19 protein-coding genes are annotated in these 25,460 nt (G+C 49.3%); 14 read left to right on the forward strand and 5 right to left on the reverse strand.

Going from position 1 to position 25,460, the window contains the following annotated elements; translation table 11 throughout:
• Positions 1–34 precede the first annotated feature (34 nt).
• Positions 35–1,687 carry a M28 family metallopeptidase gene (locus DFP83_RS00685; RefSeq protein ID WP_110572177.1) on the reverse strand — a complete coding sequence of 551 codons (1,653 nt, stop codon included), beginning with the start codon at positions 1,685–1,687 and terminating at the stop codon, positions 35–37.
• A gap of 179 nt (positions 1,688–1,866) precedes the next feature.
• On the opposite strand from DFP83_RS00685, the gene DFP83_RS00690 reads away from it, so the two are divergent.
• The 3 genes from DFP83_RS00690 to DFP83_RS00700 all read left to right on the forward strand — a co-directional run bounded on the left by DFP83_RS00690 (position 1,867) and on the right by DFP83_RS00700 (position 6,827).
• Positions 1,867–4,056, forward strand: a complete 2,190-nt coding sequence (locus DFP83_RS00690; RefSeq protein ID WP_110572179.1) for a TonB-dependent receptor — start codon at positions 1,867–1,869, stop codon at positions 4,054–4,056.
• Between the two features lie 84 nt (positions 4,057–4,140).
• Positions 4,141–6,381, forward strand: coding sequence for a S9 family peptidase (locus DFP83_RS00695; RefSeq protein WP_181416342.1), 2,241 nt, complete (start codon positions 4,141–4,143; stop codon positions 6,379–6,381).
• Positions 6,382–6,434: 53 nt separating this feature from the next.
• Entirely contained in the window at positions 6,435–6,827 is a 393-nt protein-coding gene (locus tag DFP83_RS00700; RefSeq protein WP_110572181.1) for an acyl-CoA thioesterase, read from the forward strand.
• Positions 6,828–6,894: 67 nt separating this feature from the next.
• Here DFP83_RS00700 and DFP83_RS00705 read toward each other — a convergent pair whose 3' ends face one another.
• Both DFP83_RS00705 and fldB read right to left on the reverse strand, forming a co-directional pair.
• On the reverse strand, positions 6,895–9,297 hold the full coding sequence (locus DFP83_RS00705; protein ID WP_110572183.1) for a zinc-dependent metalloprotease: 2,403 nt from the start codon (positions 9,295–9,297) through the stop codon (positions 6,895–6,897).
• A 19-nt stretch (positions 9,298–9,316) separates the two neighbouring features.
• Complete coding sequence (gene fldB, locus DFP83_RS00710) at positions 9,317–9,841, reverse strand: flavodoxin FldB (protein WP_241971554.1); 525 nt, start codon at positions 9,839–9,841, stop codon at positions 9,317–9,319.
• Positions 9,842–9,929: 88 nt separating this feature from the next.
• Between fldB and DFP83_RS00715 the strand changes: the two genes are divergently transcribed.
• On the forward strand, positions 9,930–10,205 hold the full coding sequence (locus DFP83_RS00715; protein WP_110572185.1) for a YfcL family protein: 276 nt from the start codon (positions 9,930–9,932) through the stop codon (positions 10,203–10,205).
• 1 nt (position 10,206) lies between these two features.
• On the opposite strand, the gene mnmC is transcribed toward DFP83_RS00715, so the two are convergent.
• Positions 10,207–12,009, reverse strand: coding sequence for a bifunctional tRNA (5-methylaminomethyl-2-thiouridine)(34)-methyltransferase MnmC2/FAD-dependent 5-carboxymethylaminomethyl-2-thiouridine(34) oxidoreductase MnmC1 (gene mnmC / locus DFP83_RS00720; RefSeq protein WP_110572187.1), 1,803 nt, complete (start codon positions 12,007–12,009; stop codon positions 10,207–10,209).
• A gap of 208 nt (positions 12,010–12,217) precedes the next feature.
• Here mnmC and fabB point away from each other — a divergent pair, with 208 nt between their 5' ends.
• The 10 genes from fabB (at position 12,218) to purF (ending at position 23,833) form a co-directional block, all read left to right on the forward strand.
• Positions 12,218–13,432: a beta-ketoacyl-ACP synthase I gene (gene fabB, locus DFP83_RS00725; protein ID WP_110572189.1), complete on the forward strand. Its 1,215-nt coding sequence runs from the start codon at positions 12,218–12,220 to the stop codon at positions 13,430–13,432.
• A gap of 6 nt (positions 13,433–13,438) precedes the next feature.
• On the forward strand, positions 13,439–14,602 hold the full coding sequence (locus tag DFP83_RS00730; protein ID WP_241971555.1) for a 4-phosphoerythronate dehydrogenase: 1,164 nt from the start codon (positions 13,439–13,441) through the stop codon (positions 14,600–14,602).
• 15 nt (positions 14,603–14,617) lie between these two features.
• Positions 14,618–15,634, forward strand: a complete 1,017-nt coding sequence (locus tag DFP83_RS00735) for an aspartate-semialdehyde dehydrogenase (RefSeq protein WP_110572192.1) — start codon at positions 14,618–14,620, stop codon at positions 15,632–15,634.
• Between the two features lie 78 nt (positions 15,635–15,712).
• The gene (locus DFP83_RS00740) at positions 15,713–18,124 is read left to right on the forward strand and encodes a FimV/HubP family polar landmark protein (protein ID WP_110572194.1); all 2,412 of its coding nucleotides are present in this window, start codon (positions 15,713–15,715) and stop codon (positions 18,122–18,124) included.
• 21 nt (positions 18,125–18,145) lie between these two features.
• Positions 18,146–18,931, forward strand: coding sequence for a tRNA pseudouridine(38-40) synthase TruA (gene truA / locus DFP83_RS00745; RefSeq protein WP_110572196.1), 786 nt, complete (start codon positions 18,146–18,148; stop codon positions 18,929–18,931).
• A gap of 98 nt (positions 18,932–19,029) precedes the next feature.
• A complete protein-coding gene (gene accD, locus DFP83_RS00750; RefSeq protein ID WP_110572198.1) occupies positions 19,030–19,911 on the forward strand; it encodes an acetyl-CoA carboxylase, carboxyltransferase subunit beta in 882 nt (293 codons plus the stop codon).
• Complete coding sequence (folC, locus tag DFP83_RS00755) at positions 19,911–21,188, forward strand: bifunctional tetrahydrofolate synthase/dihydrofolate synthase (protein WP_110572200.1); 1,278 nt, start codon at positions 19,911–19,913, stop codon at positions 21,186–21,188. Before accD ends, folC begins: the two co-directional genes overlap by 1 nt.
• 9 nt (positions 21,189–21,197) lie before the next feature.
• A complete protein-coding gene (locus DFP83_RS00760; RefSeq protein ID WP_110572202.1) occupies positions 21,198–21,731 on the forward strand; it encodes an SPOR domain-containing protein in 534 nt (177 codons plus the stop codon).
• A gap of 74 nt (positions 21,732–21,805) precedes the next feature.
• Positions 21,806–22,300 carry a CvpA family protein gene (locus DFP83_RS00765; protein WP_110572204.1) on the forward strand — a complete coding sequence of 165 codons (495 nt, stop codon included), beginning with the start codon at positions 21,806–21,808 and terminating at the stop codon, positions 22,298–22,300.
• A 15-nt stretch (positions 22,301–22,315) separates the two neighbouring features.
• Positions 22,316–23,833 carry an amidophosphoribosyltransferase gene (purF, locus tag DFP83_RS00770; protein ID WP_110572206.1) on the forward strand — a complete coding sequence of 506 codons (1,518 nt, stop codon included), beginning with the start codon at positions 22,316–22,318 and terminating at the stop codon, positions 23,831–23,833.
• A 60-nt stretch (positions 23,834–23,893) separates the two neighbouring features.
• Here purF and astB read toward each other — a convergent pair whose 3' ends face one another.
• Positions 23,894–25,234 carry an N-succinylarginine dihydrolase gene (gene astB, locus DFP83_RS00775; protein ID WP_110572208.1) on the reverse strand — a complete coding sequence of 447 codons (1,341 nt, stop codon included), beginning with the start codon at positions 25,232–25,234 and terminating at the stop codon, positions 23,894–23,896.
• Positions 25,235–25,460 lie beyond the last annotated feature (226 nt).

Raw genomic sequence — 25,460 nt, forward strand, 5'->3', positions numbered from 1 at the left:
CATTCGCGAGGCTTTTTTCATTTAGGTGACCGTCTTAGTCTTTAAACTGCTTACCGAAATAAGAGTCTTCTAACCAACGCGGACGCTGCGCATCATTAGCGATTTCTTTACCGATTTCGTAGTTAATATCAGTAAAGCGTGTCGCTGATTCGTAGTTCACCTCTAGGTTGTGAAGGTCATCACTTGGACGGTGATAGTTTTCAGCGAAGAACTTACCCCACACTTCGCCACCATCTTCACCTTCGGTACGTGAAGTGAAGCCTGTCATTAAGAATACCGCAGGGATACCTTTCTTAACGAGCGTGTAGTGGTCTGAACGAGTGAAGATCGCTTGCTCAGGCATTGGGTCAGGACTTTGCTCGATATTGAACTTAGCCGCTGCCTTTGACACGGTGTCGCCTAATGTTGAGTGCGATGCACCAAAGGCAATAACGTCGGCAAAATCATACAACAAGACCGGCATGTCTAAGTTAACGTTAGCGACGATGCTATTCAGTGGTACTGTTGGGTTGTTGGCAAAGTAGTCAGCACCGAGTAAACCTTTCTCTTCTGCTGTAACCGCCAAGAACATGATAGAGCGCTTGTTGTCTTGCTCGGACTCAACGAACATACGCGCGGTTTCTAACATCACTGAAACGCCCGATGCGTTATCCATCAAACCGTTGTTGATGGTGTCATCACTGCTTAAGTCTTTAACAACGCCAATGTGGTCCGCATGAGCGGTATACACTACATATTCGTCTTTTAACTTCGCATCGGTGCCTGGCAATACGGCCGCGACGTTAGGGCTTGTTGTTTCTTCGTGGTTAGACTCTTTTGCCAACGACACTGAACCATTTAATGCGAAGCCTTTTGGCGATGCATTTGGATCTTCTTCGATTTGTTTAAAGATGGCGTCTAATGGCTGCTCAGCACCTTCAAACAAGGCTTTACCTGCGTCGATATTAACGTAAGCTGAGCCCATCAACTGCTGCTCTTCACCTTGTGGCAAACCGTTTGGACCAATCCACGTCATACGTGGTGTTTTAGTGTAATAAACACTGGTCTCGAATTCGCGCACTTTTTCACGCTCTGGCGTGTGCAACGTGATAATACCGACAGCGCCTTTTTCACGCGCAATATCGCCTTTGATATTGGCAAGGTGAGCACCTTCTTCGCTTGGCAAGTCAGCAGGGCGACCTGTCAGCATGACTACAATTTTGCCTTCAACATCAAGACCCGCGTAGTCGTCTAAGCCAAATTCAGGCGCTTCCATACCGTAGCCAACAAACACTAACGGAGCGGTTACTTCGCTCAATTGGCTGTAGTGGCTTGGGCCGGTGATGAACTGTTTACCAAAGGTTAGTTCGGTGGTTTCACCCTCGACGGTATACGACATTTTGGCACTGTTCGGTACCAAGGTACTGATTCTAAACGGGATACGTTGGAAATAAGTCCCTTCTTCACCCGCAGGTTCCAAGCCCATTTGCTTAAACTCTGAGGCGATATATTTTGCAGCGATCTCATGACCACGGCTGCCGGTTTCACGGCCACGTAGGTCGTCACTTGCCAAGAACTCAAGATGCGCTTTGATGTTCTGTTTTTGCGCGCTAACCTCAGTTGCTTGAGAAGCACTTGTATCCTGACCACCACATGCAGCGAGCGATGCAGCTAACAGCGATGGTATGAGCAAGCGTGTTACTTTCATCAGTTAATTTCCCATAGTTGTCTTTGTTATTACAGCGATCACAGTGTACCCCACGTTGTACAGAATCACTACCAACACGATAAACAAGAGTGTTGCAAAACGTAAACCATACATGTAATGTTATATTATTACATAAAACGATAGAAACTCCCGAGTAAAAAACAAGAGTAGGTATGTCTATGAAGTCGTTCAATGCAGTTACACTGGCTGTCTTAGCAGCACTCCCCGCAACTAACGCGCTCGCTCAAGCGCAACAGACGGGCGACCCAGCTCGGTCAAAAAAGGTGGATGAGACCATTGTTATTCAAGCGAGTCCGCTTAATAAGACGGCGCTCGAGAGTACTCAGCCAGTTAATATTATCTCGGGTGATGAGCTTAAACAGAAGCAAGCTCACAGCCTGGGTGAAACCCTTGCGTTGGAACCGGGTATTAACAACACGCATTTTGCCACGGTCGCGGGTAGTCCGATTATTCGTGGTTTGGGTGGGGCGCGCGTAAAAGTGACGCAAAATGGCCTCGATACTGGCGATGTATCGCGTGGCAGTCCTGATCACGCGGTTACTACTGAGACCAGCACTGCAGAACAAATCGAAGTGATGCGTGGCCCAGCAACCTTATTGTACGGCAGCGGGGCGATTGGTGGTGTGGTCAACGTGGTTGACCAACGTATTCCATCAGCGCCGGTTTACGGTATCGAGGGCGGTGTCAATGCCAGTTATGACAGCGTAAATAATGGACGTAGCGGTTCGTATGACATGACCGTCGGTAACGGCGAATGGGCGCTATATGTCGATGCGCATCGCCGTTTGTCGGACAACTATGACACGCCTGACTTTGTTAATGATGAAGGTGACGTGTTAGATGAAGTTGAAAATAGCTTTGTCGACTCGAAAGGTGGCACTGTAGGGGCTTCTTATCAGTTCGATAAGGGTTACTTTGGTATCTCTTACCAGGGGCTTTATCAAGAATACGGTATCCCGGGCCATGAACATCACCATCATGAAGAAGAAGGCCATGATGAAGGCCATGAAGAGGAAGCTCATGATGAGGGTCATGAGCATGCTGAAGAGGCGGGGCCATTTGCTGATTTAGAACAGCAACGTTGGCAGATTGCAGGCGAGCTACGCGATCCGTTCGCAGGCTTCGAAGCGGTCGAAATGCGTGCTGCTATCACTGATTATCAGCACAGCGAGATCGAAGGCGAGACGGTTGGTACGCAGTTTAACAACCAGCAAAAAGAAGTCCGTGTTATTGCCAAACACGCGCCCTTAGCAGGTTGGACAGGTGCCGTGGGTTTCCAGTGGGATATTTCTGACAAGACCGCCACAGGCGAAGAAGCATTTACACCGGACACGCAACGCCGTAGCCAAGGTGTTTTCTGGGTTGTCGAGCGTGAGGTTGGCGATCACCATGTTGACTTAGGTATTCGTCAAGAGCGAACTGACTTGAGCAGCACGGATGTCACATTAGATACCTTTAATGCGACATCGCTGTCGGCAGGCTACATGTATCATATCGACGATGCGAGCTCGTTCTCAATTAATGTCTCTCACTCTGAGCGTGCGCCGAGTGCAACTGAGGTGTTTTCGAACGGCGAGCACTTCGCGACTCGCACTTATGAGTTGGGTACCTTGTATGAATTGCATGACGAGGGCAATGGTGAATACCACTTGCACCAAGAAAATGCCGATATGGAGTTAGAGACCTCAAACAACATTGATTTGGGTTATCACTACGAGACTGAACGTTTCCACTTGCAAGCGAACGTGTTCTATAACCGCGTCGACGATTTCATTTACGAACGTTTCACGGGGATCAGCTCGACGGCTATCCATACTGATGAACATCATGATGAAGAGCACGAAGGGCATGAAGAGCACGCCGGTGAGGAAGCCCACGACCACGAGGAAGAAGGGCTCATGGTTGTTCAGTTCTCACAAGCTGACGTTAATCTTTATGGTTACGAGCTCGAAGCGGACTACCGTTTAACGGATGCTTGGTCAGTGCATGGCTTCAGCGACTACACCCGTGCTGAACTGCGTGATGGGGGTGACTTACCCCGTATTCCTGCGCAGCGTGTCGGTACTGAGGTGCGTTATCAAGCGACTCACTGGGACGGTGCCATTGGTTATACCCGTTATATGACGCAAGATAAGATTGCGGCTAACGAAACAGAAACGGATGGCTTTGGTTTGCTGAATGTACGTGCGAGCTTTTATCCTAACTGGCTAGCTCAATACGGTGCGACGGTGTACCTGAAGGGTGAGAACTTGACTAATCAGTTGGGTCGCGTGCATAGCTCATTCTTGAAAGACGATGCACCTATGGCAGGACGTAACTTTAAAGTCGGTGTGTCAGTGACCTTTTAAGGTGGTTTGTTGACCGCATAGGCTGAACATTGCGCGGCATCTTTGGTATTCTTGTCCGGTAGAAAATAAGACAGGAATTCAAAGATGCTGCGTTTTTCATTTTTATCGGCTGGTGTGATACTGGCCTCAGCGGTTATGCAACCGCACGCTGAGAGTAAAGAGCTGACTATTGAACGAATTTTTAGCTCTCCTTCATTATCGGGCGACTCAATGCGCGCCTTACGTTTCTCGCCAGATGGTCAGCAACTGACTTATTTAAAAGGGCGTGAAGATGATGCGAGTCACTACGACTTATGGTCCTACAACCTTGCGAGCGAAAAACACCAACGCTTAGTGAATGCCGATGACGTATTTGCTGGCGAAGAAGTGTTGTCAGATGAGGAAAAAGCGCGTCGTGAACGCTTGCGCTTAAGTGGTTCGGGTATCGTCAGTTATCAATGGTCTGCGCAGTCTGATGCGCTGTTGTTCCCCCTTGCCGGTGACGTTTACTACTACTCGTTAGCCACCGGTGAAGCGCGTCAAATTACTAACACCGATGCATTTGAGACGGACGCCAAGCTCTCGCCTCAGGGTCGCTATGTCTCGTATATTCGTGAGCAAAACTTATATGTTTACTCATTAGAAACGGGCAAAGAACAAGCGATTACAAGCAGTGGTGCGGATACCATTAAATACGGTATGGCCGAGTTTGTGGCGCAAGAAGAAATTGATCGTATGACCGGTTATTGGTGGTCGCCTAACGAGCAAAAAATCGCATTAACACGGGTCGATGAGTCGCCCGTTGATATTGCTGTGCGTAGCGAAATTTACGCAGACCATATTGACATGATCGAGCAACGCTATCCGTTTGCGGGCACCCCGAATGTGAATGTTGACCTGGGTGTTGTGGACCTTGATTTCAGTGGTGAAAAGAACCTTGAAGCGTCGATTGAATGGCTAGGTTTAGATGAATTGGGCGATGGTTACCTTGCGCGAGTTAAGTGGCTAAAAGACGGCGAGCGTTTTAGTTACCAGTGGCAAAGCCGTAACCAACAAACACTCGATTTGCACATTGTTGATGCCAATAAGCAGACGGATCAGGTGATTCTGACCGAAACCAGTGATAGCTGGGTCAACCTCAACGATGATTTGTATTTCTTGAACGACAATAAGCATTTTATCTGGGGTTCTGAGCGTAGTGGTTATAAGCACCTTTATTTGTATCGAGTTGATGGCGGCTTAATTCGTCAACTGACTTCAGGTGATTGGCAAGTGGATGAGCTGGCAGCGATTGATGAGAATACCGGCGTGTTTTACTTTACCGGTCGCGAGAAGTCGCCGCTTGAGCTGCATCTATACCGTAATCAGCTCAATACAACATCGCCAGCGACCCCGAGCCGTATCACTGAGCAAGAGGGGATGCACCATATTCAGTTTGCCGCTGATGCAAGTTCGTATGTGGATACCTTTGAATCCTTTAAGCAACCACCGCAAATCAGTTTGAATGGGCCGACGGGTAAACGACTGACGTGGTTGAAACAGAATGCCATCGATGAACAACATCCGCTCAAACCATTCTGGCGTGATTGGCTGTACCCAGAGTTCGGCACATTGGAGGCCGAGGACGGACAGACCCTCTACTATCAATTAACGAAGCCTGCCGACTTTGATTCCAGCAAAAAGTATCCGGTCATGGTCTATGTTTACGGCGGTCCAGGTGCTCAGGTCGTGACCAAAGGCTGGGGTAACTACTTGGTGCAGTACATGGCGCAGCAAGGTTATGTCGTATTTAGCGTCGATAATCGTGGCTCATTTAATCGCGGAAAGGCATTTGAGGCGCCGCTATACAAAAATATGGGAACACCTGAAATTGCGGACCAAATTCGCGGTGTCGAGTTTTTACGTACCTTGGATTATATCGACCCTGAGCGCATCGGTATTCACGGGCACAGCTACGGCGGCTATATGACGTTAATGGCGATGTTTAAAGCACCAGAGTACTTTGCTGCGGGAGTATCGGGCGCGCCTGTTACTGATTGGGCACTTTATGATACCCATTACACCGAGCGTTATATGGGGATGCCACAGCAAGGGGATGCCTACCAAAAAGCATCGGTGTTTCCGTATACGGATGGCTTAGCTGGTGATCTGATGATTTACCACGGTATGGCGGATGATAACGTCTTGTTTACCCATAGCACGAAGCTATACAAGCAGTTACAAGATAACGCACAACCGTTTCAAATGATGAACTATCCGGGTAAGAAGCATTCTCTTAACGGAAAGAATACTCAGATCCATCGTTACCAGTTAATTGCCAACTTTTTTCAACAAACGTTGAAGTAATAATAGGTTATACTAGCGACTCTGAAACGAACATAAACTGTTGAGGAGTCGCTATGCGCTTTTTATCTCGCCGTTTGGTCATGCCTAATGACCTTAACTTTGCTGGTTCTTTATTCGGTGGTCGTATCCTTGAGTGGATCGATGAAGAAGCTTATATCTTTGCCAGTTGCCAACTGGGCGCGAAAAGTTTGGTGACTAAGCACATTGGTGCAATTACTTTCGAAACCTCAGCTTTTCAAGGGGATGTAGTCGAGTTTGGTTTGCAAGTAAAATCAGCTGGTCGTACATCGCTTAATATCACTTGCGTGGTCCGTAACAAGCATACCAAGCAAAACATCTGTACCGCGGATGATATTGTGTTTGTTCATATCGATCCTGAAACACGTCAGCCAACGCCGCACGGCAAAACCAAAGCCGAGCTGGACGAGTTTAACTTCGAAGGCTAAGTGGTGCGACTCAAAAAAAAACGGCGCAGGATATGCGCCGTTTTTTTATACCTGAAACTCGTGCAAACTAAATAGGTGAGCCAGGCGGAAGGGCCGCTGGCGCGTATCCCTCTGGCCATTCGCCATCGCTAAGATAACGCTTAAGTTGTTCTGCCAGGGCTTCAGTGACCACATGACCGTTGAGCTTATTCGCCACCGTTGTCGTCGCTTGACGTAAGGCAAGACGCACTTCCGGCGCTAGGGCTTCATTTTGCATGGCATCAACTAGAGTGTCCGCCGCGGTGATTAAAATACGTTGATTTACCGGGTCATCTGGCTGTGCTTTCGCATCATCAAGCAGCGTGTTGAACAAGGTATTAACGATAGCCTCAGGCGATGGCACCTCGTTGTTGATTGCATGCTGCTGACTTAAACGATTAAGGCGCTCGGCATTGAACATCAGATTTAAGCTAAAGCCTGATGCACTCGCGGCCATGCTGACCGGATCAGGGATTAAGCCGGTGCGACCGTCAAAACGTTCGCGGTTGTCCGAATAGCCATAAGCCAAAGGCACTAATAGTTTATGGATGTGTGACGGCACACGGACTGTATTCGCACGTACCGTCTCAATCAGTTGGCTGAGCGCACGTTTTTGCGTGGATGGGCTTACCGGGCCGTAGTCATTCGGTTTTTCGTCATTCATGTAATAACGGTAATTGACACCGCCTAACCATTTAACCGCCGCTTCGGTTTGATAGCGGTGCATTAAATAAATAGGAACAAAGACTTCCTGCAAGTCGCTTAGTGCCGCGTCAGGTCGCAATTGCTGTTGACCAAAGTCGGCAAGCACTTGTTTGCGCACATTAAGTAAGCGTTCAAGTTCGGTGACAGCATCACTCCCATTGTCCCACAAATGTGCGGTTGGATGAGCGCCGCCGACTGGACGTGCGTCGCGATCGGAGATGAATGCTAAACCGAGCGACTGATTTTTCTGCAAAATTCTGTCGAGCTGTTCTTGCTCACTTGGCATGCCTCCAAAGTCACTATAACCATAGGCGACGACTTGCTTATCCCACTCGCCGATGCCTGTATCGTACGCATCGTTGAGACTGATTTCTCCCGCTGTGGTGAGTGTTACCAGCGGGTGAGGGTAGTCCATTACCGAAGCGCGGTTGTCAGCGCTTGCGGCAAAATTGTGTGCAATACCTAAGGTATGACCTACCTCGTGGGCACTTAACTGGCGAATACGTGCCAATGCCATTTGCTCAATGCTTTCTTTTAGTTCTTCGCTGTTTTGTTGGCTGAAAGGACCTATCAAGCCCTCAGCAATTTTCATGTCTTGACGCACGCGGAGTGAACCCAGCGTGACATGGCCCTTGATGATTTCACCCGTACGCGGGTCAATCACTGACGAGCCATATGACCAACCGCGCGTTGCACGGTGTACCCACTGAATAACATTATAACGGACGTCCATCGGGTCGGCGTCTGCCGGCAGCATTTTTACTTGAAATGCATTTTCGTAGCCAGCTGCGGCAAATGCTTGTTCCCACCAAGCTGCGCCCTCAAGCAAAGCCGATTTCACTGGCTCCGGCGCACCTGGGTCGAGGTAATAGATAATCGGCTGTTGCGGCTCACTGCTAGAAGCGATCGGGTCCTTCTTGGCAAGACGATGGCGTGGAATCACGCGCTGCGCGAGCGGCTCACCCAAAGGTGCCGAATAGTCATAATAGGTTTGCGCCCAAAAGCCACTATTCGGGTCAAACTGACGTGGACGATATTTGTCATCAGGTAATCGAATAAACGAGTGATGCAAGTGCAAGGTCATTGTATCAGCGTTAGGTAAGATCTCGTTTACGTAGCGGCCTTCTCCTTTGCCGACAAAGGTGACAGTGGCCTCGAGTTCGGTATTATCGGGAAAGCTCTTGGTGCGAGCAGGGTATACAACAGAGCGTTCACTATCAATGCTGAATTGGCCTTGCCCTGTTTGTTGTAAGCGCTCACTCACCCCGTGCACATCGGTCAGTAGGAATGGCGTGTAATCAATTAAGACGCCATTTGGATGATGGGCGACCACGTTAAAACCAAATAATGTACTATCGGCAAACGCTTGCTGAACACTGGCATGTTCGGCGGGGTTCTTTTCTGCAGCGCGATACTGTGTATTCTCGGCAATCAGCAGCACGCGGTTACCTTGAACCTTAAAGTGCGCCAGTTGTGTTTGCCCAAGTTGACCTCGGTCTAAGCCGACATCGTTTGAACCTAATCCCCAAGGTAGACTGGTTTGAAAGATAAAAGATTGTTGGGTGTTTGGCACCAACAGGTAAAATTTACCGTGTTCGGTATCGTGATAAAGATCAAAAAAGCCTTCTGCTTTTTCCATCGATTGCGTGAACTCTGCAACACTCGGGGTCGGTTCAGTGGCGGCTGTGGCTATACTCGCTTGTAGCAGCGCAATACTGACCCATACAACGCGAATAACATTTCGCATGTTGGCTTCCTTCTTGTCGTTATAGTTGATCCGCTATTTCTTCGAGAATCTGTGTTGTCCATTGCTCGATACGATCTTCAGATAAGTCGTACTGGGTGTCTTCGTCAAGAGATAAACCGACGAAGTACTGCTCATCTTCGGTGAGCGCCTTGGATGCAGCAAAGTCATAACCTTGGTTCGGCCAAAAGCCGATACGCTTACAGCCCTTATCAGCGATGGCATCATGCAACATGCCTAAGGCGTCTTGGAACCAGTCGGTATAGCCTTCTTGGTCACCCATGCCGTAAAGAGCAACAATTTTGCCTTGCAAGTTGAGCGGCGTAATATCATCCCAGTGGCTTTCCCAATCTTCTTGAAGCTCGCCAAAATCCCAGGTCGAGATACCAAAGATGAGAATATCAAATTGCTCGGCGTCTTTAAGTGGCGTGTCTTTAATATCAAATATCGAGACAATGTCTTCGCCAATAGCTTGCTGAATTTTTTCAGCCGCAATTTCTGTATAGCAAGTAGTTGAGCCATAAAACAGGCCGATTTGCAACGACATAACAACCCCGTTGGATAGTTTCGATGGGTGCATTGTAACAAAAACATCGTTAAAATGACGTCTCAGTAATGCGAAAAAAGGTGATTAGATGTCGTTTAATGCGGTAATTGAGCAGTTAGAAAGTGTCTTCGATCAGGTTTACGTTGATGGATCCGATGATGAGTTGTTCGCCAGCGGATATCTGCGGGGCCATTTTGACCTTGTCGTTGCCCGCATGGAGATGAACGATGAAACCGATGCGCAGGCAATCATCCCTAATTTAAAAGCGGCGGTCGAGCATGCTAAACATGAGCTCGCACCCGCGGATCAAACGCACGTGAATAACCTCGTCGAGCAACTTGATACCGTGGTGCGTAGCGTTTAATTTAAGTCATTAGACGTTGCGGTTGGACACGTGACCGGGCGTCTTTTGTTAACGGAACCACGCCGCCACTCAGTTGTTCAGCAAGCAGCTCCGCCAACACCGGGGCCGCCGTTAAGCCTCGTGAACCTAATCCGGTAAACAGCATCAGCTGGGGTTCTAAATAGCCAGCGGCGGGTTGATGATCAGGCGTGGTTGCTCTGATACTGACACGGTGCCCGGTCACCGTAAGTCCGTCGCTCCAACGCTGTTGTGCACAAGCTGCCAGCGATTCACAATTGGCCTCATCAGCGCTTGACGAGGCATCGAGATCGGCTTGATTGCGCTCGAATGTCGCACCAATGCAATGCTCACCTTGCTGAGCGGGAACCATATAGCCCTTGTAACACAGCACTTTGCTCAAGCCCACAGTCTCCGTCGTTGCTCGCACCATAGAGATCTGACCTTTTACCGGTGTGATCTTGAGTGTCTGGTTGGTTAATGCAGGCGATGCATGACCTCCCGCCAACACCACCCGTGCCGCTGAGTAGGTTGCCTTAACTCCAACAACCGACCACGCATTTTGGGTTGGTTCGAGTTGTTTGACTGTATCGGTGACCCATTCATGAGCGTGCTCGGCGAATAACCCGTTGACCATTTCCTTTGGATTTAACCAGCCCGCCTCGGGATACAATAAGCTCGGCTGTTCAATCGCGAGGTTCGCCGTGCTAGAACTCTGCTCGGGGGTCAGGGGTTGTACCGTCGCCTCGCTGTATTCGCATGCCGCCAGTTTATCCATGCGTTCAACCCGAGCACTGTTAAAGGCGGGTTGCATGACTCCGGTGGCGAACCAATAACGGTCACGCCAGGGCGCATAATAGCTCAGTGCTGTTGAGGTTGCTTGTAAGTAAAACCGGCTCAGTGGTGTGCGCTCCGCGTGCAACAGTGGATACACTGCACCTTGCGGGTTGCCCGACGCACCATCGGCTTTGCCTTGACTGATAACTCGGCAGGGAATGTGACGTTGTTGTAGCGCCTGCACTAGACAAGCACTGGCAATACCGCCGCCGATGATGGTGACAGGGGTTTGATTGCGGCTGGGTTTTATCGTTGCGCTGGGGTACTCGCCCCAGAGCATTTCACGCTTGCGCCCAAATCCTTTGACTTTATGGATGTTGAATCCAGCAGCACTGAGGCCTCGTTTAACGATGCCTGCCGCCGTAAAAGTGGCAAAGGTGGTGTGCGCGTGCGCGCTGCATGCCATCGTTTCGAACAAGGCGGATTGCCACATCGCTGGGTTCTTGGCTGGCGCAAAGCCGTCTAAGAACCAGGCATCGACACGCTCAGCCAAGCAGCTTTGCCATTCGTCCAAGGTATCCTCGATATCGCCTATCCATAAGTCGAGCACTACTCGTCCCTGGTCGAATAGTAAACGGTGACAGCCAGGTTCAGTCGCCGGGTATTGCTCAAGCAGACTGTTCGCTACGTCGCTTACGGCGGGTAACGTGGCGAGTGCCTGTGTCAGCTGTTGTTTGCTCAGTGGGTACTTCTCGATGGAAACGAAATGCAAGCGTGTGCAGTGTTTTGCATGCGCACGGAAGTTCAGCCATGTCAGTAAAAAGTTCAGCCCCGTACCAAAGCCTGTTTCTGTCACAACAAAGTCATATTGCGGTGGCAAGCTAGCCCAACGTTCGGGTATTCCGTTATGTTTAAGAAACACGTATTGGCTTTCATCAATGCCACTGTCGACAGAAAAGTAAATGTCGTCAAACGCCTGTGAAACGGGCACGCCCGACGCGTTGAATTGAATTTTTGCATGATTTGGCATGCTGAACACCATGAATTCTTTATCAATGATCGCTATAATAACAACTTTGAAACTAATCGTTGACGACTTTTAACGCGTTATTGATGACACTGTGGTCGATAAGAAAAATTTCTCGACAAAGCAGACCACCTGTTGACCCGTTGTTCGTTACCATACAACATAAGAAAAGTTTTAATTTATCGGCCCATCGCCAATACAGGAATAAGTAATGAGAAGAGCTGTGATTACCGGCCTCGGTATCGTATCGAGTATCGGAACCAATCAGAAAGAAGTCCTTGAATCGCTTCGCACCGGCAAATCGGGCATTGAGCGTTCAGAATCCTTTGCAGAAATGGGACTACGTTGCCAAGTCTGGGGTCCTGTTCGCCTAGACGTCAAAGACCATATCGACCGTAAAGCGTTGCGTTTTATGGGTGATTCGGCTGCTTATGCCTACATTGCAATGCAGCAGGCTATCGAAGACGCAGGCTTAACCGAAGAAGAAGTATCCAACCATCGTACAGGTTTGGTCGTCGGTTCAGGTGGCGCATCAGGCGAGCACCAGGTTGCGGCTGCGGACACGCTGCGTGAGCGTGGCGTTAAACGTGTGGGTCCTTACATGGTTCCGCGTTGCATGGCGTCGACCACGTCGGCATGTTTGGCAACGCCGTTTAAAATTAAAGGCACCAACTATTCAATCAGCTCAGCGTGTGCGACGTCAGCGCACTGTATCGGTCACGCACTCGAGCTTATTCAGTTCGGCAAGCAAGACCGCGTATTCGCAGGTGGTGGTGAAGAACTGCACTGGACCTTAGGTATGGAATTCGATGCCATGGGCGCATTGAGTACTAAGTATAACGATACGCCTGAAAAAGCGTCGCGCACGTACGACCGTGATCGTGATGGTTTCGTGCCTGCTGGCGGCGGTGGTATTCTCGTCATCGAAGAACTCGAAGCGGCAAAAGCACGTGGTGCGAAAATTTACGCGGAAATCGTTGGTTACGGCGCAACTTCAGACGGCTATGACATGGTTGCCCCTTCGGGCGAAGGCGCTATTCGCTGTATGAAGATGGCGATGGAAACTGTCGATTCACCGATCGATTATTTGAATACGCACGGCACCAGCACACCGGTTGGCGACGTGAAAGAACTTGAAGCCATCCGTGAAGTGTTCCCAGAGAAGACCCCGTTTATCAGCGCGACCAAAGCTATGACCGGTCACGCTCTAGGTGCGGCGGGTGTGCACGAGGCTATCTACTCTTTATTAATGATGAAAAACGGCTTTGTAACACCGAGCATTAATATCGATAACCTTGACGACGCCGCTGAAGGCATGAACATCGTTCGTGAGCCGACTGAGGCTAAGTTGCGTACGGTGATGTCGAACAGTTTCGGGTTTGGTGGTACCAATGCATCGTTGGTACTACGTGAATACCAAGATTAATTGACGTTGAATCGGTCCCAGCGTATCCATATCGTTGCCGATCAAAATATTCCTGCGTTGCCTGAGCTACTAGGCAACGTAGGAAACCTCTCTTGCTACACAGACAGAACCCCACCGCCTGAATTACTCAGAACTGCGGACGCACTCTTGGTTAGGTCGATCACTCAGGTCGATGAAACCTTACTGCAGCACGCACCACAGCTTAAGTTTGTTGCGACAGCGACGATAGGCAAAGAGCATTTGGATAGCGTGGCACTTGCGGCTCGAAATATCCAGTGGACCAACGCGCCAGGCTGTAACGCCGATTCGGTGGGCGAGTATGTATTGGCAGCGGTGTTGCATGTGTTACGTGAGCAAAACCGACTTAACGATGTATTGGATTTGGATGTTGCTATCGTGGGCGCTGGTCATACGGGAACAGCAACCGGACAGCGATTAGCCGCGTTGGGGATGAATGTACATTATTATGATCCCCCCTTAGCGGAGCAAGGCGATACTCGGGCACATGCGCATTGGCAACGGGTGCTGACTTCCGACATTATAAGTTTACACGTACCGCTGACACATGATGGTTTGTATCCAACGCATCACCTTATCGACATTGAGACTTTGCAGTCATTGCACCCAGGACAACTGCTGATTAATGCCTGTCGCGGTGCCGTGGTCGATAATCAAGCCGTCGTGCGTCGCTGTGAGCAAGGCGAATGTCCAACACTGGTCTTTGATGTATTTGAACACGAGCCTGCGATCGATGCAGCGATGCTACCGCACCTTGCCATTGCTACTCCTCACATTGCGGGGCATAGCTTAGAAGGCAAGGTCGGCGGGGCTCACCAAGTGACCACCGCATTATGTAAGCACTTTGGCATTGCGTTTGAAATGTCACTCAGTGATGTGCTTCCTTCCGTTGATTGGCGTACGCTAGGCGCCGTGAGTATTCAGCGACTGCCTGATTTAGCTGAGCTCATTCTATCGCTCTATCCCATCATTGAAGATGACCGTCGTTTACGCGTTGATAGCGTTACGGCAGCGGGTTTTGATCACCTGCGCAAGAACTACCGTAAAGATAATCCTCGGCGACAACTCAACAATCAGCGTATTGCGTGTCATAATGCAGCACAGGTTATTCGATTTAGACAACTTGGTTTTAACGCATACCAAGTTTGTTAAGCTTTAGGAGTGAATATGGCAGAAGGTTTTCGCGTCGCCGTTTTAGGGGCGACAGGTCTTGTTGGTCAACAAATGATCGATATTTTGCAGCAGCGCGACTTCCCCGTTGCACAGCTTTTTCCGTTAGCCAGCGCTCGTTCGGCGGGTGCCACGGTTAGCTTTAAAGGCGAAGACATCGAAGTCATTGATGCAGACACCTTTGACTGGAGCGAGGCGGATATTGGTTTCTTCTCGGCGGGTGGTTCGATTTCAAAGGTTTTTGCACCCAAAGCAGCTGAAGCAGGCTGCGTGGTCATCGATAATACATCCGAGTTTCGATACGAGCCCGACATTCCACTAGTGGTGCCAGAAGTGAATGGGTGGGCATTGGCAGATTTTAGAAATCGTAACATTATTGCCAACCCTAACTGCTCGACTATTCAGATGATGGTCGCGTTAAAGCCGTTGCACGATGCGGTGGGTATTGAGCGTATCAACGTCGCGACATATCAGTCGGTGTCAGGCGCCGGTAAAGAAGCGATGGAAGAGCTGGCGAAGCAGACGGCCGAGTTATTAAACGCGAAAGAGCCGACGGTCAGCCAGTTCAGTCGTCAGATCGCGTTTAACTGTATCCCGCAGATTGATGTATTCCAAGATAATGACTACACCAAAGAAGAGATGAAAATGGTGTGGGAAACGCAGAAAATCTTGAATGATCAAAGTATTCGCGTTAACCCTACAGCGGTACGTGTACCCGTATTCTTTGGTCATGCCGAGGCCATTCACATTGAGACACGTCAGCCAATTACTGCTGAGTACGCAAAAGATTTACTGCGCGACGCTCCAGGTGTAACACTGTGTGAAGATAGACAAGATTTTCCGACCCAAGTTGGCAATGCAGCAGGCAAAGATGATGTCTTTGTCGGTCGTATTCGCGAAGACATCAGTCATCCTCAAGGGCTGAATTTATGGGTAGTCTCGGACAATATTCGTAAGGGAGCGGCGACTAACTCGATTCAGATTGCTGAGCTACTTATTAAAGAGTACTGGTAATCGCTCGGTGGTTTAGCGTAAAGTTTTATCATTAACTGCCGTTAAATAGACCAATGGAATGTGGGTAAGAGAACGAACATGAATGTTTCCCAAACAAATGATAATAAAGGGATTATGGCATTGATTAAGCATCTAAAACGAGGCTTGATTGCGTCGAGCGCAATCGCAGTCTTGTCATTTGCTCCGTTGTCTGCCCACGTTTATGCGCAAGATGGGACCATTATCAAAGGTCCTAAAGGCGCAGAGTCTACTGATGTTCGTATGGGGGACGAGCGCTACGGTCCTATCCAGTCTTCAGATACGTTATGGTCGATCGCCTCTGAATACCGACCGCACTCGAGCGTTACTGTTTATCAAACCATGGCTGCAATTGTGCAAGCCAATCCCCGTGCATTTGTTGATGGCAATATGAACCGTATGCTCGACGGTTTTTATTTGCGCATACCCAGTTTACAAGAAATTAAAATGGTTAACCCTGAGGCCGCGCGTCGACAGGTGATGGCCGATGAGTCGTTAGAAGAGAAGCAACAACGGCTTGCTGAGATAGAGCAGCAAGCGCAACAGACACAAGCCGACCAACAACAGTTGCTCGAACAAGCGCGAGAAAAAGCGGAACAAGCGATTCAACAAGTTGAGTCGCGGCAGCAGAATAATTTTGCCGACTTGCAGGCGCGGGTTGATGACTCCATGAGAGCGGTTGAGCAAGTCTATGCAGAAAACGAGTCGATTCAGCAGCGTTTAGATGACCTTGCTGAGCGTATTGCGTCTCTGTCTGAGCAACTTAAGCAAACAGATGTGCTCGAATCTCAGTTTGAGCAGTTGCTTGAACAACAAGAAGCGTTGTTGAATCAAAAACAAGAGGCTGAAACTTCGGGGGTCTCTGAGTGGCTTCAGAATCCTCTCAATATTGCCTTACTCTCGATTGTACCTGCGTTACTGATATTTGGAGTCATATACTTCTTATTCTTCTGGCGGAAAAAAGCTGATGCTGAAAGTGCAGACTCGGGTGAACAAAAGCAAGAGCTAACGGAAGAGCAAGCAGCCGAGCAACTTGATCGTGAGCTAATGGGGGGGACCGCCACCCAAAACGATGCAAGTGATGGCTTATTTGACTTGGATGATAGCAGCGAGCTCGATGATGATGACGATGAAGGTGATGATCTCAGTGACTTAGAGGCCGAACTGGCAAATTCAAATGCTGCATTGGATGATGACTTTAGTATTCAGCTCGATGATGATGAGTCGGATGATGAAGCCAGCCAAGAAGGTGAAACCGATGAGTTGGATGAGCAAGTACTGCCAGGGAGCGAAGAACCCGAAGCCGTTGAGCAAGATGAATCCGAAGAAGCCGATAAAGACGATGACGAAACTGATTTAGACGCCGAGCCGGATGAGGACGATAATGAAGCGAGTTCAGAGTTATCGCAGGAAGAGCTGGATAGGCTATTTGGTGAAGCGGAAGCTGATGAGGAACCAGCGCTTGATCTTGACTTAGATGAGGCTGATGAATCATCAGCACAAGCTGAACAGGAGTCCGCGCCCGAGTCAGAACCAGAACCCGAGTCAGAACCAGAACCCGAGTCAGAACCAGAACCCGAGTCAGAACCAGAACCCGAGCCAGAGCCAGAACCCGAGTCAGAACCAGAATCAGAGCCAGAGCCAGAATCAGAACTCGATGAAGCTGACGATGGCGATCAACCCGATGAGACTGAAGCAGACGACGTCGATGAAGCTTCGAGCCAAGAGTCGAGTGAAGATGCGGCTAGCGATGATGAGCTCGTTAGCGAAGATATTTTTGATGAGCAAGAAGCGGCTGCTGCTACCGATGAGGAACCTGAACAAGAAGCGTCAGATGAAGCACCGCAATCTGAATCAGAAGAGGAGACCTCGGGTACCGAATTTGATGATGGCGAGCATGATAATCCGCTTGATGATGCACTAGCCCAATTGGGGATCGAGCCGGATGAACAAGCTGACGACGAAATTGAAGATGTTTCAGAAGAAGACATGGATCAGTTGTTATCAGAATCAGCAGAAGTTGAGCAGTCTCTGAATGATATCGCTGAGGATGAAACGGAATCCGAAGGCGAACAACAGCGTGATGAGTCAGCGGACCCAGAGCCGAGCGAACCTGACTTAGTTGAGCAAGATAATCGTGAATCGGCTGAGGAACCTGAGCAAGCTGCGTCAGATAATGAGTACGTTGATATTGATGATTTGATGGAAGAGGCGGATAACGAGGAAGAAACAGACAATTATACGTCTGAGAACGTCGGCCGTGTGCTCGGCGATGAAGATGGCTCGCAAACCGAGCAATCATCTACCGATGACGCTGATGAAGAACGGTTAGGTCAGCTTGACCTCGCACGCGCCTATATTGATATGGACGAGAAAGAAGACGCGGAGCAGATACTTGTGGGCTTATCAGAAGGTGATGATGAGATCGCGGATGAAGCTCGCACTTTATTAAAACGTCTACAGTCGGAATAATTAAGTTCGTAAGGGAGTTGTATGCGAATTGCATTAGGACTGGAGTACGATGGGCGCGCCTATTATGGATGGCAACGCCAACGTGAAGTAGACTCGGTACAGCAGCGCTTGGAAGAGGCGCTTAGTAAAGTGGCCGATGAACCAGTCGAAACGGTCTGTGCAGGACGCACCGATGCGGGGGTTCATGCGACCAACCAAGTGGTGCATTTTGATGTATCGAACCAACGCAGAGCGGCGGCTTGGACACTGGGCGTAAACAGTCATTTACCCGCAGACATCGCTGTGCGATGGGCGCAGGAGGTCGATGATAGTTTTAGTGCTCGGTTCAGTGCGACGGCGCGTCGTTATCGTTATATCATCGCCAATAATCCACTCAGACCCGGCATCCACAGCCACGGTGTAAGCCACTATCACCACCCGTTAGATGTTGACGCCATGCAGGCGGCAACCCCAGCTTTGCTCGGTGAACATGACTTTAGTGCGTTTCGTGCGGCGCAGTGTCAATCGCACTCGGCTCATCGTGAAGTCACCCATCTTAACGTTCATCGACGGGGCGACTTTATTATTGTTGATATCAAAGCCAATGCCTTTTTACATCATATGGTGCGTAATATTGTCGGTAGTCTGATTGTGATTGGGCGTCACCAACAACCCCCTAGCTGGCTTGGTGAGTTGTTAGCTGGCAAAGATCGGACCTTAGCGGCGGCGACCGCTAAACCGGGTGGCTTGTACCTGGTTGAAGTGGACTATCCAGCGCCTTGGCAACTCCCTCAAGCGGAGCCGGGTCCGCTTTGGTTTACAGAGTAAGAAAAAACAGCGACTGTTACGACCTCTTTGCTTGACCCATTTGTGCTACCATGTAATCTATTCAAAATTTTTTATCAGAGCTGATTAAGCGGACCATTATGAGCTGGATTGAACGTATTCTTGCTAAACCTAAAGTCAACAAACGTCGCAATGTTCCAGAGGGTGTTTGGAGCAAATGTGCAGCCTGTGATGCGATTTTGTATCGCAATGACTTAGATCGGAGTTTAAATGTCTGCCCTAAATGCGGGCACCACATGCGCTTGACCGGCCGTGAACGTTTACGCATCTTTTTAGATGAGTCTGGTGTTTCGGAGATTGCTGCCGATCTTGAGCCTAAAGATATTCTCAAGTTTAAAGACTCAAAGAAATATAAAGACCGTATTTCTGCGGCCCAGAAAAGCAGTGGCGAGAAAGATGCCTTAATTGCTCAACGCGGCACCGTACTGGGTGTGCCTGTGGTCGCTGTGGCGTTCGACTTTAACTTCATGGGCGGCTCTATGGCGTCAGTGGTGGGCGCTAAATTTGTGCAAGCGGCTGAACTGTGTCTTAAGCACAACCTACCGCTGGTATGCTTCTCGGCATCGGGCGGCGCACGCATGCAAGAAGCATTGATGTCATTGATGCAGATGGCAAAAACGTCGGCCGCATTGGCGAAGATGAGTGAAGCGGGTTTACCCTATATCTCGATATTGACCGATCCGACCATGGGAGGCGTCAGCGCCAGTTTAGCGATGCTTGGTGATGTGCATATCGCAGAGCCCAAGGCATTGATTGGCTTTGCGGGCCCGCGCGTTATCGAACAAACTGTACGTCAAACCTTGCCGGAAGGCTTCCAACGTGCAGAGTTTCTGCTTGAACACGGTGCGATAGACATGATTGTTGATCGTCGCGAAATGCGTGCCACGGTAGCCCGGTTACTGGCGAAGTTTCAAAACCTCGAAAGCCCAGCGCAAAGCGAAATGGAAGCAGCTGATTTGTGATGAGCGAGTACATAGTAGCCCCGACAGCGGCAAGTTCGCTGTCGGAGTGGCTAGCCTACCTTGAAAAAATACACCCCACCGAAATTGATCTCGGTTTAGCGCGTACAGATGAGGTGCGCCAGCGTGCATCCATCAGCCGACCGGGACGGTTTACGATTACGGTTGCGGGTACTAATGGCAAGGGCAGCACGGTTGCCATGCTGTCATCGATTCTGCAACAAGCGGGCTATAAAGTCGGTGTATATACCTCGCCGCACTTAGTCGATTACCGTGAACGTCTGCAGATAAATGATAGCATGCTAACGGAAGCTGACCATGCGGCGGCGTTCGCTGCGATTAACGATGCACGACAGAACACCTCGCTGACGTACTTTGAAATGGGTACGCTTGCGGCCTTGTGGCTGATGCAGCGCGCCGAGCTTGATGTTGCCATTTTAGAAGTGGGGTTAGGCGGGCGCTTAGATGCCGTCAATGTGGTCGATCCCGATGTCGCGGTGGTGACAAGTATTGGCATTGACCATGTGCAGTTCTTAGGTGATAACCGAGAGAAAATTGGCTTTGAAAAAGCCGGTATTGCCCGCTCGCAACGTCCGTTAATCTGCGGTGATACGTATCCACCCAAAAGTATTGCGGCACATGCAACGTCAATCAGCGCCGATCTTAAGCAGGTTGGACGAGATTTCTCCAGCAAACGGTATGATGACCATTGGCACTATTACGGCATTAACGTTAACTTATTTGATCTGCCGTTGCCGCAACTTCCTTTGTTAAATGCAGTCACGACCCTAGCCGCGTTGGAGTGTTTACCACTGGCAGTCAGCGAGCTAGCGATCAAAGAGGGGTTGTCACGAGCGTCGTTGATGGGCCGTATGCAACGTTTACACTATCAGCAGGTTGAAGTACTGTTGGATGTTGCCCACAATGGTCACGCAGCGAACTACGTAGCGCAGCAGCTGGCACGAGCTCCTCACCAGCGGATTATCGCTGTCGTGGGCATGCTAAAAGATAAGGACGCCAATACAGTATTTGAAGCGTTACTGCCTCACATCGATGAGTGGGCGCTAGGTACTTTGCATGAGCCGCGCGGCAATAGCGCGAAGCAACTGGCGCAATGTGAAGCGCTGGATAAGGCTCAAGTAAATTGCTTTGATAGTGTTGAGCAGGCGTTTGATTACGCTGTTGAACGCGCGCAGCAAAAAAACACACTGGTTTTCGCGTTTGGCTCGTTTTACACTGTAGGGCATATCTTCGCAAAAATTACTTCGTGCAACGAATAGGAGTTCAACTTGGCAAGTCGGTTGCAGAACAGAATTGTGGGCTCCCTGATTTTGGTCGCACTCGCGGTTATTATTTTGCCGGACGTACTGGACGGTAAAAAGACCGAGGCGGTCGAGGATTTTGAGACAATTCCTCTTAAGCCAGCGCAGACAAGTACTTTGCAGGAACCCACTGAGTTTGAGCCACAGCCTGTCAACACGCGTGCAGCCGCGGATGATCAGGTTACCTCCGATAATGCGCCAACGGTGGATGCACAGAAACAAGTCGAAGCGCCTAAACGTGACATTAAGTCGGTCACCGTCAGTGGCGATGCTTACGTGATTCAGCTAGGAGCCTTCAGTAATCGAGACAGTGTCTTGGCTTTGCAGAAACAGTTGCAAGCGAAGGGCTTTGCAGTGTTCATTGAATCAGGCGGTAGTCAGGGTCAGCTGACTAAACTGATGGTCGGACCCGATGCATCCAAGCAGGCTCTGGAGCAACAACTCGATGCGCTTAAAGATTTAACGGGGCTTCAAGGCAAGGTCTTGAGCTACCAACCGTAAAGAAATAAAAAAAGCCGCATTTTTCATTGGATTCTGTTAAAATCTGCTCACTTTTTCAGTGCGACTGAGTGCTTATGCTCTGGATAGATTACGCAATCATCATCATCATCACCATTTCAACCTTGGTGAGTTTGGTTCGAGGCTTCGTCAAAGAAGCGGTGTCACTGGTTATTTGGATAGCCGCGTTCGTTATCTCGAGTCAATTCTACAAAGATTTAGCCGTATATTTTACTGAAATCCAAGATCCGCTTGTCCGAAATGCGGCTGCAATCGCCGCCTTGTTTGTTGCTACGCTGATTATCGGCGCCATCCTCAACTACATTCTCTCGAAACTTGTTCAACATACTGGCTTGTCCGGTACAGACCGAGTGCTTGGCTTAGTGTTTGGGGCGCTCCGCGGCGTGTTAATTGTCAGCGCATTGCTGTTCTTCATGGACTCGTTTACCACGCTATCCAATAGTACTTGGTGGCAGGAGTCGATATTGATACCGCATTTTGGCGTATTTATTCAGTGGTTTTTTGAATATCTAGAAAGCAGTTCAAGTTTTTTAGTCCCGCAATCAGTTTAAGAGGGTCGTAAAGTTATGTGTGGTATCGTTGGTATCGTCGGCAAACAGCCGGTCAATCAAGCGCTGTATGACGGCTTAACCATGCTCCAACACCGCGGACAGGATGCTGCTGGCATCATGACGGTGGATGAGTACAATACATTGCGCTTACGCAAGGCTAATGGTCTGGTGCGTGATGTGTTTCATACACGGCATATGCATCGCCTAGCGGGTAACGTGGGGATTGGTCACGTGCGCTATCCAACTGCGGGTAGTTCAAGCTCTGCCGAAGCGCAGCCATTTTATGTCAACTCACCGTTTGGTATCGCTATGGCGCACAACGGTAATTTGACTAACGCTGCGGATGTGCATGCGCATCTATTTAAAACCGCACGTCGTCATATTAATACGACATCGGATTCTGAGATCCTGCTGAATGTCTTTGCCAATGAGCTCGACAAAAACGATAGCCTTGAACTCAGTGCAGACGATGTATTTAGAACGATTACTGCGGTGCATCGTAAAGTGCGTGGTGCGTATGCGGTTGTGTCGATGATCTTAGGTCATGGCTTGGTTGCATTTCGTGACCCATGGGGTATTCGTCCACTCGCGCTCGGTAAACGTGAAACGGCCGAAGGCGATGAATATATTGTTGCCTCAGAAAGTGTCGCTATCGATGGTACAGGCTTTAAATACGTGCGTGATGTGGAGCCGGGTGAAGCGATTTATATCACTAACGATGGGCAGCTGTTCTCACGTCAGTGTGCCGATAAACCTAAACACTGCCCGTGTATTTTCGAATATGTGTATTTCGCACGCCCTGATTCGTTTATCGATGGTATCTCAGTCTATGCGTCACGCGTGAACATGGGTCGTAAGTTGGGTGAGAAGCTTAAGCGCGATTATGCCGACTTAGACATCGACGTGGTGATTCCTATTCCTGAAACCAGCTGTGATATCGCGCTTGAGATCGCCAGTGTGCTTGATCTGCCGTATCGCCAAGGCTTCGTTAAAAATCGCTACATTGGCCGAACCTTTATCATGCCAGGTCAAACACAGCGCCGTAAGTCAGTGCGTCGTAAGCTCAACGCAATTAGCGCCGAGTTTAAGGGCAAAAATGTGCTGTTAGTTGATGATTCAATTGTACGTGGCACAACCTCTGAGCAAATTATTGAGATGGCGCGTGAAGCCGGCGCTAAGCGAGTTTACTTTGCTTCGGCGGCTCCTGAAATTCGTTTCCCGAATGTGTACGGGATCGATATGCCAAGTGCCAATGAATTGATTGGACATGGGCGCGAAAGTAACGAAATTTGCGAGATGATAGGCGCTGATGGCTTAATTTATCAGGAGTTAGACGATCTGGTCGCGGCTGTTGGTGAAGAGAACCCGAACGTACAACGTTTCGAAACCTCGGTCTTTAGTGGTGAATACATCACAGGTGATATCAACCAAGACTACCTTGATGAACTCGATGCTGCTCGTAACGATATGGCGAAAGCACAACGTGATGGCGGTGAGGATGCGAACCTCGAGTTACACAACGATAATGATTAAGAAATTCGGTCATTAACAAAGGGGCGCTTTGAGCGCCCCTTTTTAGTATGGGTGTTAACGTTAGTCTTGCTGGAACGGGTACACCGAACCAAGCTTTAAGATCTGCGTCAACTCGTCTAACGCTGAACGTGACTCTTCTAGTAACGCTGGGTCACGCAGGTCGTCGACTGCAAGTTCTTCGCGATAATGCTTATCAACCCACTGAGTTAAGCGTTTGTAGAGGCTGTCGCTCATTAAACAGTTCGGGTTCGCGGCTTTAAGCTCTTCGTCGTTTAACGCAACACGTAAGCGCAAACACGCAGGACCACCGCCGTTACGCATGCTTTGCTTCACATCAAAGAACTTCACCCGTTTAATTGGATTGTCGCGCTCTACCAATGAATCCAAATACGCTTTTACGCGTGGATTTTCTTCACACTCGGTCGGCGCAATGATTGTCATAATACCATCGGGTGGGGTAATCAGCTGGGTATTAAACAAATAGGTTGATACGGCGTCTTGTACGCTGACCTCACTGGTTTTAACTTCAATGAAGTGTACTGGGTTATCGCCGAACTTTTGTTGGATTTCAGCGAATTTCTGCTCGGTATCACGGAATGCTTGCTCGTGGTAGAACAAGACGTTTTGGTTACCGACAGCAATCACGTCATTGTGAAAAACACCCTGATCAATCACATCTGGGTTTTGCTGAATATACACGGTGTTGTCGTCGGTCAAGCCGTGCAAACGCGCAATGGCTTGTGATGCCTCAAAGGTCTGACGCGCTGGGAATTTTTGTGGTGCTGGTTGCGAGCTATCAAACGCGTACCGACCATAGGTAAAGATCTCTACGCCCGCGTGACCGTATTGTTCACATAAACGGGTATGGTTGGCAGCACCCTCATCACCAAAATGCTCGTTGTCTGGCAGGTGAGTGTGATGCTCAAAATAACGTTCGTGAGCAAACATCGCTTTGAGAATATTGCCGCTGGTGACCGGCTCTAAAGAGCGGTGGAACTTATTCGTTAAGTTCGCTGGCGTGAAATGAACTTTACCATTGGCTGTATCCGCACTGGGTGATACGGTGGCGGCGTTAGCTGTCCACATGCTTGATGCTGAGCATACTGCTTGAAAAATAGCCGGTGCTTCGGTGGCCGCTTTGTACAATACTTCACCGTCGGTGCCGGTAAAGCCTAAGCGGCGAAGCGCATAAATATCTGGACGCTCTTGTGGCGCTAATACGCCTTGCTTCATGCCCAAGTCATGCAGCGCTTTCATTTTCATCAGCCCTTGCAGGGCGGCGCTTTTAGGGCTAGAAACGGCCTTTGCGTTTGCCAGTGAGGCGACATTGCCAAATGACAAACCAGCGTAATTGTGAGTCGGTCCGACTAGACCGTCATAATTCACTTCAAAGTGTTGCATAGTCACGTATTCGCGCTCCTTTCGGGGGGCTATCGTTTAGCCAAATATGATCGAATTAGAGATATTATACGTTGTTAGTAACGGCTTGTAAGCCTTTATTTTCGTGGGCTTATAGAAAATTCACAGAGTCTGACTGAATATCTAAATTGTGCGAATTTTTATCAAATGCACAGGTTATGGTTGTTTCTTATGAAAATAACCGATATATCTTAAAAAAGGCAGAATC

The organism is Idiomarina fontislapidosi (genome assembly GCF_003226255.1).
GTDB classification, from domain to species: Bacteria; Pseudomonadota; Gammaproteobacteria; order Enterobacterales; family Alteromonadaceae; genus Idiomarina; species Idiomarina fontislapidosi.

Coding starts and splice junctions, on each gene's coding strand:
- astB (WP_110572208.1), bottom strand. CDS start 25,234: ATGCAACACTTTGAAGTGAATTATGACGGTCTAGTCGGACCGACTCAC.
- DFP83_RS00695 (WP_181416342.1), top strand. CDS start 4,141: ATGCTGCGTTTTTCATTTTTATCGGCTGGTGTGATACTGGCCTCAGCG.
- DFP83_RS00685 (WP_110572177.1), bottom strand. CDS start 1,687: ATGAAAGTAACACGCTTGCTCATACCATCGCTGTTAGCTGCATCGCTC.
- mnmC (WP_110572187.1), bottom strand. CDS start 12,009: ATGCCAAATCATGCAAAAATTCAATTCAACGCGTCGGGCGTGCCCGTT.
- DFP83_RS00735 (WP_110572192.1), top strand. CDS start 14,618: ATGGCAGAAGGTTTTCGCGTCGCCGTTTTAGGGGCGACAGGTCTTGTT.
- DFP83_RS00715 (WP_110572185.1), top strand. CDS start 9,930: ATGTCGTTTAATGCGGTAATTGAGCAGTTAGAAAGTGTCTTCGATCAG.
- fldB (WP_241971554.1), bottom strand. CDS start 9,841: ATGTCGTTGCAAATCGGCCTGTTTTATGGCTCAACTACTTGCTATACA.
- DFP83_RS00700 (WP_110572181.1), top strand. CDS start 6,435: ATGCGCTTTTTATCTCGCCGTTTGGTCATGCCTAATGACCTTAACTTT.
- DFP83_RS00765 (WP_110572204.1), top strand. CDS start 21,806: ATGCTCTGGATAGATTACGCAATCATCATCATCATCACCATTTCAACC.
- purF (WP_110572206.1), top strand. CDS start 22,316: ATGTGTGGTATCGTTGGTATCGTCGGCAAACAGCCGGTCAATCAAGCG.
- truA (WP_110572196.1), top strand. CDS start 18,146: ATGCGAATTGCATTAGGACTGGAGTACGATGGGCGCGCCTATTATGGA.
- DFP83_RS00740 (WP_110572194.1), top strand. CDS start 15,713: ATGAATGTTTCCCAAACAAATGATAATAAAGGGATTATGGCATTGATT.
- DFP83_RS00690 (WP_110572179.1), top strand. CDS start 1,867: ATGAAGTCGTTCAATGCAGTTACACTGGCTGTCTTAGCAGCACTCCCC.
- fabB (WP_110572189.1), top strand. CDS start 12,218: ATGAGAAGAGCTGTGATTACCGGCCTCGGTATCGTATCGAGTATCGGA.
- folC (WP_110572200.1), top strand. CDS start 19,911: ATGAGCGAGTACATAGTAGCCCCGACAGCGGCAAGTTCGCTGTCGGAG.
- accD (WP_110572198.1), top strand. CDS start 19,030: ATGAGCTGGATTGAACGTATTCTTGCTAAACCTAAAGTCAACAAACGT.
- DFP83_RS00705 (WP_110572183.1), bottom strand. CDS start 9,297: ATGCGAAATGTTATTCGCGTTGTATGGGTCAGTATTGCGCTGCTACAA.